This is a genomic window from Vescimonas fastidiosa, from assembly GCF_018326305.1.
Classification (GTDB): Bacteria; Bacillota; Clostridia; order Oscillospirales; family Oscillospiraceae; genus Vescimonas; species Vescimonas fastidiosa.
The window spans coordinates 1,057,225-1,072,790 of sequence record NZ_AP023415.1; the positions used below are offsets into that span (position 1 = coordinate 1,057,225).

At 58.6% G+C, this 15,566-nt stretch carries 11 protein-coding genes; 3 read left to right on the forward strand and 8 right to left on the reverse strand.

Features of this window, described 5'->3' with window-relative positions; translation table 11 throughout:
• Positions 1-151 precede the first annotated feature (151 nt).
• The 3 genes from gltX (at position 152) to KI236_RS05230 (ending at position 4,526) form a co-directional block, all read left to right on the forward strand.
• The gene (gltX, locus tag KI236_RS05220; RefSeq protein WP_212819886.1) at positions 152-1,636 is read left to right on the forward strand and encodes a glutamate--tRNA ligase; all 1,485 of its coding nucleotides are present in this window, start codon (positions 152-154) and stop codon (positions 1,634-1,636) included.
• Positions 1,636-2,253 (forward strand): stage II sporulation protein M, encoded by a 618-nt coding sequence (locus KI236_RS05225; protein WP_212819888.1) that lies wholly within the window; start codon positions 1,636-1,638, stop codon positions 2,251-2,253. Before gltX ends, KI236_RS05225 begins: the two co-directional genes overlap by 1 nt.
• Before the next feature lie 176 nt (positions 2,254-2,429).
• A complete protein-coding gene (locus KI236_RS05230) occupies positions 2,430-4,526 on the forward strand; it encodes a glutamine synthetase III family protein (RefSeq protein WP_212819890.1) in 2,097 nt (698 codons plus the stop codon).
• Between the two features lie 289 nt (positions 4,527-4,815).
• Here KI236_RS05230 and KI236_RS05235 read toward each other — a convergent pair whose 3' ends face one another.
• From KI236_RS05235 to KI236_RS05270, 8 genes are all read right to left on the reverse strand, one after another.
• On the reverse strand, positions 4,816-7,101 hold the full coding sequence (locus tag KI236_RS05235) for an EAL domain-containing protein (protein ID WP_212819892.1): 2,286 nt from the start codon (positions 7,099-7,101) through the stop codon (positions 4,816-4,818).
• A complete protein-coding gene (locus KI236_RS12250; protein ID WP_212819895.1) occupies positions 7,094-7,753 on the reverse strand; it encodes a signal peptidase I in 660 nt (219 codons plus the stop codon). Before KI236_RS12250 ends, KI236_RS05235 begins: the two co-directional genes overlap by 8 nt.
• Positions 7,753-10,242, reverse strand: coding sequence for a hypothetical protein (locus KI236_RS05245; protein WP_212819897.1), 2,490 nt, complete (start codon positions 10,240-10,242; stop codon positions 7,753-7,755). Before KI236_RS05245 ends, KI236_RS12250 begins: the two co-directional genes overlap by 1 nt.
• A gap of 20 nt (positions 10,243-10,262) precedes the next feature.
• Complete coding sequence (locus tag KI236_RS05250) at positions 10,263-11,831, reverse strand: hypothetical protein (protein WP_212819899.1); 1,569 nt, start codon at positions 11,829-11,831, stop codon at positions 10,263-10,265.
• Positions 11,832-11,911: 80 nt separating this feature from the next.
• Positions 11,912-12,652, reverse strand: coding sequence for a S24/S26 family peptidase (locus KI236_RS05255; protein ID WP_212819901.1), 741 nt, complete (start codon positions 12,650-12,652; stop codon positions 11,912-11,914).
• A 249-nt stretch (positions 12,653-12,901) separates the two neighbouring features.
• On the reverse strand, positions 12,902-13,630 hold the full coding sequence (locus KI236_RS05260; RefSeq protein WP_212819903.1) for a hypothetical protein: 729 nt from the start codon (positions 13,628-13,630) through the stop codon (positions 12,902-12,904).
• A gap of 378 nt (positions 13,631-14,008) precedes the next feature.
• A complete protein-coding gene (locus KI236_RS05265) occupies positions 14,009-14,782 on the reverse strand; it encodes a hypothetical protein (RefSeq protein WP_212819905.1) in 774 nt (257 codons plus the stop codon).
• A complete protein-coding gene (locus KI236_RS05270; protein WP_212819907.1) occupies positions 14,766-15,566 on the reverse strand; it encodes an EAL domain-containing protein in 801 nt (266 codons plus the stop codon). Before KI236_RS05270 ends, KI236_RS05265 begins: the two co-directional genes overlap by 17 nt.

Below are 15,566 nucleotides of genomic sequence, written 5' to 3' on the forward strand. Positions count from 1 at the left end.
AAATCATCGTTATGGTATCACCTTTCCCGCAAAAAAGCAACGGGATATGCTTTTTTTCTTGACTTTTTCCCAAGTTAAAATATAATAGTATGGTATATTTTTATTGTGGATTCGTATCCCCATTTTGATTTTTCTGCGGAGGTTTATTGCCATGACACTGGATCACAGCTATTTTGAGCAGATGGAGGCCAAGATTCCCCACGGTCAGGTGCGCACCCGTTTTGCCCCCTCACCCACGGGATATATGCATGTGGGCAATCTGCGCACGGCCCTGTACACCTGGCTCATAGCCCGCAGCCACGGCGGCACATTTATTCTGCGCATTGAGGACACGGACCAGAGCCGCCTGGTTTCCGGCGCCGTGGATGTGATCTATCGCACCATGGCCGAGTGCGGCCTCACCCATGACGAGGGTCCCGATGTAGGCGGCCCCGTGGCCCCCTATATCCAGTCCCAGCGCCGGGACACCTACGGAAAGTATGCCCGGCTGCTGGTGGAAAAAGGCGCCGCCTACTACTGCTTCTGCGAAAAGGCCGAGTCCGAGGAGGACAGCGGCGACTTCAGCCGCGCCGCCGACCCCTGCCGGAGCCTAACGGCAGAGCAGGTAGCCGAGAAGCTGGCCCAGGGCCTGCCCTATGTTATCCGGCAAAAGATCCCCACAGAGGGCTCTACCACCTTCCACGACGCCATTTTCGGCGACATCACCGTGGAAAACAGCACGCTGGACGACCAGGTGCTCCTCAAGCGTGACGGCCTCCCCACCTATAACTTTGCCAATGTCATCGACGACCATCTCATGGGCATCACCCATGTGGTCCGGGGCAGCGAGTACCTCTCCTCCGCCCCCAAATACGACCTGCTCTACCGTTCCTTCGGCTGGGAAATTCCCACCTATGTCCACTGCTCCCCGGTGATGCGTGACGCTCAGAACAAAATGTCCAAGCGCCACGGGGACCCCTCCTATGAGGATCTGAAGGCCCAGGGCTATCTCACGGAGGCCATTGTCAACTATGTGGCCCTCCTGGGCTGGAGCCCCAAGGGCGATTTGGCCGAGCAGGAGATTTTCACCCTGCCGGAGCTGGTAAAGGCCTTTGATATTGCGGGCATTTCCAAGTCTCCCGCCATTTTCGACCGGGCCAAGCTGGACCATTTTAACGCCGTGTATCTCCGGGCCATGGCTCCGGAGGCCTTTGCCAAGGTGGCCGAGCCCTATATCCGCCAGACGGTAAAGGGCGATTTCGACATAGCCGCCATCGCCGCCCTGCTCCAGGCCCGGTGCGAGCGCCTTTCGGACATCCCTGAAAAGGTGGATTTCTTCGACGCCTGCCCGGACTATGCTATCGAGTTTTTCACCAATAAAAAGGCCAAGACCGATCCTGCGGTCTGCAAGGATATGCTCCAGGCCGCCATTCCCATGCTGGAGTCCCTTTCCACCTGGACGGTGGAGAGTGTCCACGACGGCCTCATTGCCCTGGCCGAGAAGCTGGAGGTAAAGAACGCCAAGCTCATGTGGCCTGTGCGCATCGCCGCTGCCGGCAAGCTGGTCACCCCCGGCGGTGCCGTGGAGATCTGCGCCATTCTGGGGAAAGACGAGACCCTCCGCCGTCTGCGTGCGGGTCTCGCCAAGTTGGGCTGATGGAAAACTGCAAGCGTCTTTACGCCGACACTCTGGCGTTTTACCGCCGGGAGCTCAGCGGCCCGGTGTTCACCGCCGGCTGGGCCTTTGCCGGGATCGTGGTGCTGGGCTTTGCCTTCAGCCTGCTCTCCCCCACCCGGGCCGATGCCGTCATCGCCTATTATGCTCAAATGCTCGGCCAGTCCGGCGTGGCGGATGAAGGCGGCAATATTCAGTTTTTTGCCCTGCTGATGAATAACCTGGTGGCCATGGCCCTGTCTTTGGTCTACGGACTCATTCCCTTTCTCCGTCTGCCCGCTCTGACCCTGGGCACCAACGGCGCTATCCTGGGCCTGTTCGCCGGCTACTATATGCGGCAAAACATCTCCCTGCTCAAATACCTGCTGGGCATCCTGCCCCATGGCATCTTCGAGCTGACGGCTCTTATCCTCTCCGCCGCCATGGGTCTCTACCTGTGCAGCACCGTGACCAATGCCCTGCGCAAAAAGCAGACCGGCGTCCTCCGCCCGGCCCTGCACCGCTGCTGCCAGATTCTCTACCTCTGGGTCCTTCCCCTGCTCTTCATTGCCGCCCTGGTAGAAACCTATATCACCCCGATTTTATTCAATTTGGTATAATTGATATAAAAGCCCACACCCCTTGCAACCTGTCATTGCGAAGCCAGTGCGCACACTGGTGTGGCAATCCGCATCCCCCGTCCCCAAAAATATCTTCCCTATTCCCTCAAATTGTTCCCCCCGCACACGCGAAATCTATATAAAAACTGCCGCGGACGCGGCGAAAGGAGTTTGCAATGGACGAACCCACCAAGCGTATCCCTGAATTTTTCGGCTGCATGGTCTTTAATGAGGACAAAATGCGACAGCGTCTGTCCGCCGATGCCTATGAAGCCTGGCAGCAGTGCATGACCCACGGCACCCCCTTGCCCCGCTCCATTGCCGACCAGATCGCCGCCGCCATGAAGGACTGGGCCACCGAGCTGGGCGCCACCCACTATACACACTGGTTCCAGCCCATGACCGGTGTCACCGCCGAAAAGCACGACAGCTTCATCACTCCCTCCGGCAACGACTCCGTCATCATGGAGCTCTCCGGCAAGGAGCTGTCCCGGGGCGAGGCCGATGCCTCCTCCTTCCCCTCCGGCGGCCTGCGGGCCACCTTTGAGGCCCGGGGCTACACCGCCTGGGACCCCACCTCCTATGCCTTCGTAAAGGACAAAACCCTGTATATCCCCACGGTTTTCTGCTCTTACAGCGGCCAGACCCTGGATAAAAAGACCCCCCTCCTGCGCTCCATCAGCCGCCTGGACCAGCAGTGCCTGCGCATTCTGCGTCTGTTCGGCAACACCGAGGCCCACCATGTCATTCCTCAGGTAGGTCCCGAGCAGGAGTACTTCCTCATTGATAAATCCATGTACCAGCGCCGGGAGGATCTGAAGCTCTGCGGCCGCACTCTTTTCGGAGCCCGCCCCCCCAAGGGCCAGGAGCTGGACGACCACTATTACGGGGCCATCAAGCCCCGGGTAGCCAAATTCATGCAGGAGCTGGACGAGGAGCTGTGGAAGCTGGGCGTGTTCGCCAAAACAGAGCACAACGAGGTGGCCCCGGCCCAGCACGAGCTGGCCCCGGTCTACACCGACGCCAACACCGCCACCGACCACAACCAGCTGACCATGGCGCTGCTAAAAAAAGTAGCCGACCGCCACGACCTGGTGTGCCTGCTCCACGAAAAGCCCTTCGCCGGGGTCAACGGCAGCGGCAAGCACGACAACTGGTCTTTGGCCACGGACACCGGGGAAAACCTCCTAAAGCCCGGCAAGACCCCCAGTCAGAACGCCCAGTTTCTCCTGTTCCTGGCGGCCTTTATCAAGGGTGTGGACGAGTATCAGGACATTCTCCGCTGCTGCGTCTCCTACCCCGGCAACGACCTGCGCCTGGGAGGCAGCGAAGCGCCTCCGGCGGTCATCTCCATCTTCCTGGGCGATGAGCTTACCGCCGTGCTGGACTCCATTATCCAGGGCACGGCCTATGTGGACATGACCAAAAAGAAGCTGGAGATCGGTGTGGATACCCTGCCGGAGATTCCCCAGGATACCACCGACCGCAACCGCACCTCTCCCCTGGCCTTCACCGGCAACAAGTTTGAGTTCCGTATGCTGGGCTCCTCCCAGTCCATCGCCAGCCCCAACACCGTGCTCAATACCATCATGGCCGACGAGCTGGGCCAGTTCGCTGACATTTTGGAGCAGGCCCAGGACTTTAAGTCCGCCCTCCAGACCCTGCTCCATGACACCTTCAAGGCCCACCAGCGCATTATTTTCAACGGCAACGGCTACGACGACTCCTGGGCCGAGGAGGCCCAGCGCCGGGGTCTCAGCAACCACCGGGACACCGTGGACAGTATGCCCGCCTACATCGATCCCAAGAACATCAGCCTGTTCACCCGGCACGATGTTTTTTCCGAGGTAGAGATGCGGGCCCGGTACGGCATCCACCTGGAAAATTATTGCAAGATCACGGCCATTGAGGCCAACACTCTCCTTTCCATGATCCGCCGCAATATTTTCCCCGCCGTCTCCCGCTACACCAGCGACCTGGCCCAGGCCGTCCAGCGCAAAAAGGCCCTGTATCTGGACTGCTCCGCCGAAACGGACCTGCTGCAGCAGCTGACGAATTTGAATAACGAGCTGTATACCACCGCCCAGTCTATGGCCCAGGCTTTGGAAAATGCCCCGGCCTCCGAGGGGGGCCTTGCCTCCGCCCGGTACTACCGGGATGTGGTCTATGCCCTGGAGTATAAGGCCAGCCACCTGGTCAATGAGCTGGAGGCCAATACCTCCGCCGAATACTGGCCCTACCCCACCTACGCGGACATTCTCTTCAGCGTGTAAAAATTTCCATAAAAAACTCTCCGGCAGATCGCCGGAGAGTTTTTCAGTGTGCCAAAAAAAGCCTCGCAGAGTTTGCCGCCCGTAGGCGGCAAAGAAATGAAATCATTTTCTCTCGCGACATGTGCGTGAGAGAAAATACAGCTCAGGCTGCCAGTGTGGAATTTGTCCGTCACAGACGGACAAATTATGCGCGCAGCAGACTGTGAGTCTTTTGTCGGAAAAACCCGGAGGGTTTTTCGACAGTCTCAAAAAATCTCCGGCAGACAAGTCTGCCGGAGATTTTTTTCAGTTAAAGCCTGCCCCGGTTCATTTGGATAAATTCCCGGTAGTCGCTGAATTTCATAGGCTTGGAGAAATAGTAGCCCTGGATGACATCGCAGCCCATTTCCTCCATCTGCCGGAAGGTCTCCGCGTCCTCCACACCCTCCTGGGTGATTTTCGGACTGAGCTTATGGGCCATATCGATAACACTTTGCAGGAGCAGCTTATCCCGGTCGGGATGGGGGCCGGAGGCCAGAAGCTCCTTGTCGATTTTAATTTCATCGAAGTCCAGGACCTTCAGGGCCGCAAAGGAGGAATAGCCCGTGCCGAAGTCGTCCAGGGAGCACAGGAAGCCCGCCTCGTGAAGCTCCCGCATGACCCCGGAGAGATACTCGTAATTCTCGTAGGCAAAGCTCTCGGTAAACTCCACGGTGATGAACCGGTCCCGAATACCGAACTTCTGCTTAATGCGCTTATAGTACTCCAAAAAATCCGGCTGGATGGCCGTGACCCGGGACACATTCACGGAGAAGGGATAGATCGGCTCTCCCTTTTTGGCCGTGCTGGCCGCATTCTCGCAGGCCTTGTAAAACACGAAGCGGTCCAGGTTGTTGATAAAGCCGTTTTCCTCGAAAATAGGGAGGAATTCACCGGGGGTGCGGTAGCGGTCGATCTTGGTGTCGAACCAACGAACCAAAATTTCGCTGCCGTCCATGCCGCCGCGCTTCAGGTTATATTTGGGCTGGTAGAAAATGTGGAACTCGTTGTTTTCAAAGGCCCGCTGCATACGGCCCTCGATCTCGGCCTTCTTCAGGTAGTTATCCCGGAGGGTGTCCCCGTAGAACTCCAGAGAGACGGCACCGGTCTTGAAGGTGGGCTTGGCGTCCACAATGTTGAGCTTGTCGATCATTTGACCCACGCTCCGGTCCTCCTCCCGGCCCACCTCGTAAATGCTGTAAGAAATGTGCAGCTTATACTCGTCGTCCTGGGGGAATTTATAGCGCACCACCTGCCTGTACAGGCCGTCCAGTCGGCTGGTCAGGGCCTTTTTCTCCCGGTAGTGGAGCAGGAGCAGATAGTGCCCGTCTCCAGCATAGGCAAAGGTCTCGGAGACCAGCATGGCCTGAGCGCAGCAGTTGCGCAGGAACCGCAGCACCGCCCGGTTCTGCCGGTCGCCGAACTGCTCGGAGATATAGCGGAAGTTGTTCACCCGGAGCATGACGATGGCAAATTGGGTCCCCTTGAGCCGATTCACGATGCTCTGGGCCTCCGCCTCGAAGCCGGAGCGGGTGAGGCAGTCCAGGTCTGCGTCCACGGTAGTGAGGGTCTTTATTTTTCGGTTCGTGCGGATGCGGTCCACAATGGCAAAGGCCAAAAAGCCCAGGAGCATCAGGCTCAAAAAGGCCACGGTGCCCCAAATGGTATTGAGCACCTGGCGGCCGGAGCCGTAAAGCTCGGTCATCTCATATAGTCCCACCAGGATCAGCCCGCCGCAGCCGCTGCCCAGAGGGCGGACGGACAGGGCGTACTGCACCGACCCCACCTCCACCACAGCCGACTGCTGCTTCCCGGTGGATAGGGCGGTGGTGATGCGGCTCATGGTGTCCCCGTCGGTGATGATCTGCTTAAACAGTCCCTCGGTCACGGAGCCAAAACCCGGGTCCACGGCGCTTCCCACCCGGATCTTTTCCAGGATGATGCCGTCGTGCTTGCACAGCAGCACAAATTCCGAAGCCTGGACGCTGCTGATATACTGGCCGCTCTCCTGAACCAGCGCCTCCAGGGAAACCGCCGTGCGCATATACAGCAGCACCACCCCGTCCACATAGGCGGAATTGCAGGGGGCAAACACGCCGAAAACCATGTTGGCATTGTCATACTGGAACAGGCGGGAGACGGCGCTGCGTTTTGCTTCGGCCAGGTCCGTAAGCTCGCTGTAGCCGGTAACGCTGTCTCCGCCGGGGGTGTAGACCGCGCCATCCTTCGTGTAGAGTATGGCCACAAATTTGTCCCCGTCGGCCACGCGCATGCCGGAGCCCGTGCTGCGCAGCCGCTCCACCGCCCCCTCTAAGGACCCGGCCTCGCTGACCTCTGAGGCGCAGTAATCCGCCCGCATTTTCAGGGCACCGAACTGCTCCTGCAGCTGTACCGCCTGCTCCCCGGCATAGTTTTCCGCCCGGTCCAGGGCCTGGCGGTCGATGCTCTGGAGATAGCCGCTGCTCACGGAAAACAGATGGATGAGGAAGGACATGCACAGGATCACAATGAGGGTAAAGATCGACGCCTTTCCGTATTTGGCCAGGAATTTATTCATCTGCCTCTCCTCCCTCCTCGTTTCCCCGGTTTTCCTCGGGGGTAAGTCCCTGCTCCTCCAGGCGGCGCACCTCCCGGGCCACCAGGCGATGGAATTCCTCTTCCGTCAGGGTGTCCTCGTCCTGCTCCTGCAGGGTCTTTACCACCGCGGGAATGAAAACAAATCCGCACACGGCGAAAAACAGGGCAAACACCAGCACCATGCCCATAGGCGTGGAAAAGAGCCTGCCCAGGGCCGTCATGAGGGGCAGGTTCTTCTCATACACGGCCACAATGTCCTCCGGCTGCACTGTCCAGGGATCCAGCAGGGACAGGGGGCTGTCCCCGCAGGTCTTATAGCCCTCCGGGGTTTGCTCGGTAATGCGGTGGGTGATGTAGCTGCCGTACACCGCAGAGCCCGTATCGCGGCAGACAAAGACGATTACATCCCCCACCTGCACCGCCTCTGCCGAGGTACTTTTGGCGAGAATGTAGCTCTTTTCCGGGATGGTAGGCTGCATACTGGCCGTTTCCACCCATAGGAGGGTACGGTCAAAGAGAAACAGAGTCTGTCCGCTTTTCTTTTGCAGGAAGAAAAGCAGCGAAGCCGCCACGATCAGCAGCAGAGCCCCGTAGAACAGGATCTGCGAGAGGATTTTCTTGCATTTGTCCATTATTCGTTATCCTTGTTGTCTTTTTTCCGGCGCAGGAGCCGGGCCAGAAAACCGGTCTTTTCCGCCGGAGGCGGGACAGGCTCCGGGTTTTCCCGGCTGTCGGCCAGGAAGCCGCCTACATCGTCCAGACCCTTTTGGGCCGGGCGGCTGTAATCCATGGCGGCGGGATACTGTATCGGCGGAAGCAGGTGCTCCTCCTCCCCGCTCTCCGTCTCCCTGTCGGCAGCGGACGCCGGTGCTGTGGCGGCGGGGCTGAAATAGTCGGCGGTATGGACCTGCTTCTCCGGGGTAGCCTGGGCATCCGTAAGCTCCTCCGGGGCCGGAATGGTCTCCCAGGCGCCGGGGGTCATCTCCTCCCCCTCCGGCTCCCCGCAGGTGACGATGGGTAAGATCTCCTCCCGGGCCGGGGTAGGCTTGGCAGGCTGGGCCCGCTCCGGCTTTTGGGCCGGGCGCACCAGGCCCCGGTCCAGCAGTTCCTCAAAGGGCAGCGGCTCATATTGGGCGGTGTCGAAGGTCTGCTCCGGCTCCGTTTTTTTCAGGTCAAATTTCTTTTCCAGGCGCTCTATCAGCTTCCGGGCCGCAGCAAGCTGGCCATCGGTTTTTATCCGCAGCAGAGTGGGTGTGGCGGCGTAGCGCTTCACGGCGGACACATCCGTCACCTTAAATGCCTTGGGCAGCTTCCCGGGCTCCAAAGCGATGTAGAGCAGGACCTCCCCCGCCTTAATGGTAAGCCGGGCCAGCACCGTCTTGCCCAGGTAGAAGGCATAATTGGTGCGTCGAGGGATCATCTTCACGGTCTCGTAGCTGCGCAGGGCGTCCACCAGCTGGGCAAACCGGGCCTTGGCAGCTTCGTCCGCCAGGCGCAGACGGGCCTCCATATCCTTTTCCAAGCGAAGGTTGCTCTCCCGGGCGTCGTAGAACGCGGCAGCCTTCAGAGCCACCTGCACGGCAAAGGCCATGTCCCGGGGCTGCCGGGGCGCAGCGGGCTGCACCGCTGTAAAGTCCTCCGCCTCTACCGGGTCCGCCTCGTCCTCTACGGTGAGGGTAAGCCGGGCGTTCAGGGTAGGCGAGGTAGCCGAGGTGAGGATATTTTCCTCTGTCCGCTCGTCGCTGCTGCGGCAAAACTCCAGATACTGGGCCGCCGCCGCGCCGAATAGCCCTCCCACATACTTCTGGTCCGGCTGCAGGATCGTCTCCTCCACCGTGAGGCCGCAGCCGCTCTCCTCGTAGCTTTGCAGGTAGGTCCACAGGTCCAGGCACTGGCGGAAATACTTGTTTTTCAGGATGGCATTGGTGCGCAGGATAGGGGGCTTCACATAATTGCGCCCCATCTCCCGAACGAAGTCCGACTCTATATAGGCCCGGGTGATGTCGTTAAGCTGCTCCACCCGCTTCCACAGACGAGAGCCGAAATAGCTTTTCTGCACGCCCTTGACATCGGTTATCTTCTCCGAGCGCTGGATGTTGATGGTCACCAGGGACTTGGCCTGGCCGTGGTAAAAGGAATCCGTGAAGCGGACGCTGCTGATGCGCTCGTCCACGCCGTTTTCCAGGGCAATGCGGTAGCGCTCGCTGACGAAGAAATAGAGGTTTGCCAGCAGCGTATTGAGGAACTTATTTTCATAGGTGAGGATAGAATCCTCCCGGATGATATTGAGCATCTTGGAGGGGGTCACATCGTCGCCGTCCACGCTGGAGATAAAGTCCGTGTGCTGGCAGAGATGGGCCACGGAGCGTCCGGTGATCTTCCGTGTCAGCTCCATGGGGCGAATCTCCTCCGTCTCGGCAATGAAGTGCGAGGGCCGACGCAGAAGCTCGTCGATGGCGGGCAGGGCCTGCTCAATGCGCTCCACCCAGCCCTCGTCCAGGGCGCGGAGCATCTTCTTTTCGCTGAGCTTGATGGTCGCTTCTCCTGCAGAGAGGGCCGAGAGGACCTCCACGAACTCCCCCTCTTCGCCGCTGTATTTACCGGTGGGACGGATAAGGCCCCGGCGCAGCAGAGACTCGAAGCTGTCCCCGGGGAAGCTCTCCGGGGCAAAAACTGCCGCCGGGGCGTCCTTTTCCCGCAGATCCAGGGTGGCAGCCAGGTCGGTCCATTTTTTCAGGGCGTTTTTCAGTGCGCCCTCGCTTTTCAGCGGGAGCAGGGCGGGGGTTTTTTCAAACCGGCGCAGCTGGGACACATCCTGGGCCTTATACCGGGGGCCGGAGGCCGCCTCTGCGCTTTGGGCCAAAAGCAGGCACAGGCTGTCCTCAAAAAAAGCAAGGGCGGCTATACGCTTGCCGCCCGCCGTGAAATAGATGCCGGTCCAGGCTGTGCGGTAGCGCACGCCGCTGAAAGACAGCAGGGCGTTGGCCGCTGCCGCGCAGCTTTCCTTGACGCTCTCCTGGGAGAGCATCATCTGCGCGGAAAAGGACAGGCTGAAGCGGGCGCGAAGGGTGGGATCGGACAGAGCGCGGGTATTCTCTATTTCAAAAGCTGTGGTGGCCATATCCGTCCCACCCTCCTATTTTAATACATTTTCTGCAGACGCTGCAGATACTCGATGCTCTCGGCCATAGCGCCGGGGCCGAAGAGGGAGTCCATCATAGCGATGAGCCCGCGAATTTCGCCCCGGATCAGGGAGAGGTTGAGGCTTTCAAACTTACGGAAAACCTTGGTAACAAAGATGTAGTCGATGGCCTCCGTCTCGGTGCCGCCGCAGGCGATGTAAACCGGCACGAAGTCCTTTAGCTGCTTCATAATACGGTTGCCGAAGGCAATGCGGAAATGCTGGATAACATACAGGTCCAGCTTTTCGATCTTGTCCAGAGCCTCCCGGCTCACGGGGAAGTCCAGCTTGGCCTGCTCATACAGCCGCTCCACCTCGGAATAGGCGATCTTCTTGGCCGGGGTCTTGGGGGCCTCAAAGGGGATGCCCTTGCTGTCAAGGTTGATGACGAAGGCACGGTCATAGACCTTGTCGGAGACGGAGAAGGTGGAGTCATCGTTGTTGATGGTGCCGATGTACCAGACATTCTGGGGAATTTGCAGGAATCCGTCCCGCAGATGGGCCGGGTCGTTCTCCCAGGAGGAGGGCACCAGCTCAATGCGCCACTCGTCGGGGTTGGGCATTTCCAGCACCGAGAGCATCTCGGCGAAGTAATACTCCACCCGGGAGATGTTCATTTCGTCCAGAATGACCAGGTTAATTTCGTCGTTGTACCCGGCCTCGTAGATTCGCCGCAGCACATCGGTCTCGTTGAATTTTTTTGTAAATTCATTAAAATAGCCGAACAGCTCGTTGCGGTCCCGCCAGGAGGGCTGCACGGAGGCGATGGTGGCGTCATTTTGGAAGTATTTGCCCATCATGTACGGCAGCGAGGTTTTACCGGTACCGGAGATACCCTGGAGGATCACCAGCTTCGTGCAGGCAAAGCCGGAGAGCATCAAGCGGATGGTGCGCTCATCGTAGTACAGGCCGTTGTTGGTGCAGGCGAAGTTGCGCATATCCTCGCAGATGTCCCGGAGGGTCATGCCCCGCTCATAGACCGGGGGCGTGTAGTAAATATACTTCTCGTCCACGGCGGCCAGGCGGGTAAAGCGGGCGGCCGGGGCGGCGGGCAGGTTGGCCTGGGGCTGCTCCGAATCCTGCTCCTCGGCAGGCTCCTCGGTAGACTCCATAAGCTCCTTGAACTGGTCATAGGACAGTCCCGCCTGTGAGACCTTCAGCTGCATGATCCGCTCCTTTTCGGAGGTCAGGCGCAGGACATCCCGGTGCAGGTCGGCGATTTCCTCCAAAAGGTCCTCGTTTCCCACGATGCCGCGGCGGAAGCGGATGTACTTCCGCACGGCCAGCACGGCCAGGAAGATGACCCCCGCCCACACGGCCAGCACCAGCAGGAACGCCAGAATGGAGAATATCCAGTCGAACACGCCAAAGTTAGGTGCCTCGTCGGCCCAGATTTTGAAGTAATAGGGCAGGTTAAAAATCTTGATGATGCCCAGGACGATCCCCTTAACGACCATCAGGACGCCGCCCAGCATATTGTCAAAAAAGGCCTTGAACCAGGTCAGAAAGCCGTATAAAAAGTCATGCATAGCAGATTTTCCTTACAATTTCAGTGCGGATTGGTGTGTATGTAGGGTCTTAACCCAGGAATGCGGTGTACCTCGGGGCGTTAAGACTTGATTTCCTCGTTATTGTTTTCCTTCTCCTGCTGCTTTTTCAGGTACTCCTCCACGGCCCTTTGGCGGATAAGCTCCTCATCGGCGGCGGAGATGACCTTCTTGCCGGAGTTCTTCACAGACATAAAGGCCATAACGAACTTCACAAGCTGATAGATAAAGAACAGGATAAGCGGCAGCAGGATGCACACGCCGAAGCCCACCTGGGTGCTCAAGAAGTCCAGCACCTTGCCCAGGGCGGGAATCTTAGAGCCGGTGTACACGGCGATGATGGTGCCGCGGCTGACCTGGCCGCCGTCCACCAGGTCGTTGTTGTCGCCCTTGGTGGTAACAGAGACCAAGGTGCCGTTTTCGTTGCGCTCCACGGCCACGATACGGTGGGTGTTATAGTCCACGGTGTCAGAGCCGTCCAGCTTCATCTCGAAGGTGATGATGTCCCCCACCTCCAGGGCGTCAAGGGCGGCGTCGTCCTCGGCAATGTACTTGCTCAGGAGCATGGTGCCAGCGGAGAAGCCGGCGGGCTTGTCGGCAGGGACGCCGGCAGGCTTTTCCGCGTCCATGGACTCGGTTTTCACATTCAGAAAGCAGGTGCTTCCCACGGTGGGGACATTTTTTGCGTTGGTGCCGGCGGAGACGGCCACAATGGACACGCCTACGCACAAAACCACCAGCACCCAGATAAGCACATCCACCACGGTGCCGATGATTTTCTTTGTATTTTTCTTTTTTTCCATTCCCGTTTAGCTCCTTTGTATGATTTGAGGAGTGCGATGCTTGCTTTTGTAGGGTATTGCGGCTTCCCGCAGCAGGGCCGGGGCTTTGCCTGCAGCTCGGGTGCGGGAGATACGCCGGTCGGCGGGGTGATAGCGCCCCGCCCTACGGATGCATAGACAAAGGATGTGTAGGGCGGGCTGCCCCCAGCCCGCCGGGGCCGGGGATTTCCCCCCGCAGCGCCCCCCAGGGCGCCGCAGGGAGATTTATAATTAGATACCCAGGTCGAAGGTCAGCTTAACCGTACCCTGGAGCTTATTCGCTGTAGCTGCTGCATTAAAATAGTCACTGTTTACATTATCAGATGTACCGTCAATATATGTATAAACAGTAACTTTAACAGAAGTCGCAGAAGTCAGGGAAACAGTTGCCGTGCCCTGCGTAGTGGTGTCATTTAGCAGAATGGGCTCCTGTGCATCGCCGACAAACACAGCTGTAGAAATAGCAGCATCATCTCCGGCTGCCTTCTCAAAAGCAATGGAAAGGGTCTTATTACTGGCAGGTTCGGAGTCCTTTGAAAGAGTCAGCCAAAACTCGCTCTTCTGCATATAGTCTCCATTCCCGAGGGCAATCGTCTTTCTACCCAATACCGCATCCGTCGCATGATTGCCGTTTTTATTATTTGCGGTATACCATGTCTTTGCGTCAATTTTATTGGTGTTGTCTGTGTCACTGGCGATTTCAGTTTCAGTATAGGCACAGGGGTAAACAGTTGCTGCAGCTGCATTAGTTTCCTTGGTAATTGCAGAAGTTTCCTTACTTGTGCTATTGTCCTTAGTATCAATCAGCAGATAAGTTGCATTGGACTTGGCAGTCACTTGCATGTTCGTGGCCGTAACAGTGGTGTTCATCGAAAACCACGCATAGGTGGAGGTTCCCACGAAGAGTGCCGAGACCAGCAGCATACACAGGGCGGGAATCAATTTTCTGAACTTTTTCATTTGTTTTTCCTCGCTTTTCTTTAGTTTTTGTATTTATCCAAACCGTCTCAGTACGAAGTCGGACGGTGAAGGAACGAAATAGTAAGGGGAAAGATAGCCTCCCTTGCCTAAAGGGAGAGAGACCCGCGGCGGGTTTCCGTGGGTCGCAAGGGGTACAGGTGGGACGGGAGCAGAAGGCGTGTCCCGCCCCACCGGGAAAAGAGGGTCTATTTTGAGGGGTCCCATAACTGCCGCAGCGGGGTCCCTCGCCGCGCTTTTGCGCGGGAATGGAAACGCATCGGACGCTATGGCGAAGGACCCCGTGAGCAGTTGGGGTAAGTTAGGGGTACGGCGGGGCGGGGCGTCGGGAACGCCGCCCCCTACGGGGGTGTGCGGGAGTTATTCCTCGGCCACCACATTCATAACCATGTCCACCTTGAACTCGCCGCCCAGGATGTCGTCGGTGCAGTCGGGGTCGTTGCCCTCGATCCAGATGACCACGGTTATTTTGGATATATCCCCGGGCTTAAAGCCCGCCACCCGGCCCTGGGCCACAGAGCCGCTGGCGGCGAAATTGGTCATGGTGCGGTTATCCGGGTCCACCTCCGGCAGGCCGCTGCCCCCGGTGCGGGGCTTGGCATAGTCGGTATAGTCGCCGCTGCGGGTATATTCCTTGGTGAAGCTGTCGTAGTAAAAGGGTGTATAGTACAGGCGCACGCGAATGGCCGAGTCCACGCCGATGGTCTTGCGGGAGATGACCAGGTCATAGTCATAGGTAATGGTGCTCTGGCCCACATTCTTGGCGTAGAAGGTGTAGGCCACATAGTTTTCCCCGTTGTGCTCGCCGTCCACATCGTTGAGGTCGGCGGGAAGAGAGTTGCCGTCGATGTTGGTAACATCCTTCACGGCCTTAGAATTGAGATAAGATACGGGGTTGAGAAATTTATCCGATTCGCAGAGGGTGAGGTAATATTTGCGGTCGGTGAGGTTATTGATCTTCACCGTAAAGCTGCCGTACTTGGTGAACAGAATGGAGATGATGTACACGATGATAAGCACCAGGGTAATGAGCCCCAGCACCGGCGGCACGATCTTCTTATACAGACGGTAGCGCTTGACCTCCTCCGCCGACCGGGTCAGCACGGACCCGGGCTGTTTAGTTGAAACCGGCAAGGGATGCCACGCTCCTTTCCGATAAAAGGTCTGTCAGTTCTTTTTCCATATACAGGCTCCGGCCCTCCGTCCGCAGGCCCGGGGCCGGGGTATAATATGCGCACTGGGCCTCATTGAGCCCCCGCAAAACCGTCTCCGCAGGCACCCCCACAGCCAGGGTCTGAATGCCCAAGGCTCCGGCGAATTGTATATAGGCCGCCATGCCCGCAGGAAAGTCGCCCTTACGGTCCCGCTCCAGCAGCAGCAGATCCGGGGCCGCCAGGGGCAGTACGGACATGGGAAAATCCGCCCGGCCAAAGCCCTCCACGGCCACCTTGCAGCCCAGAGAGCGAATATGCAGCAGGGCGCTTTGCAGGTCCTTGGGCGGCAGGCGCAGCAGCTCCGGAGCGAAGGACAGGCACACCGCCTCGGCGCACTTGGGGTCCGCCGCGCGTAAAAGCCGTGTCACCTCTGCCGCCAGGGTCCCGCGCCTCACCAGAGACACGGGACACGAGAGCAGAAATAGGGAGATGCCGCGGGCCTGCGATTGCAGGGCGGGCAGAGCGCCCAACACCACCCGCAAATTGCGCGCGGTGAAGGAGGAGGCGCTCTCCCGGTCGTCCTCCAGCGCAGGCATATAGTCCCCGGGATCAAGGGTTCCATAGTCCACACTGTTGACCAAGGCCCGGCTGCGCAGGCCCGCGACATTGGAGAAGAGGCAGTCGTAAATGGGCGTGCATTTCAGCTCAATGGGCCGCACGCCGCTGTCGATGGTACGGGTAACGGAAATATTCAGCTTGTCCAT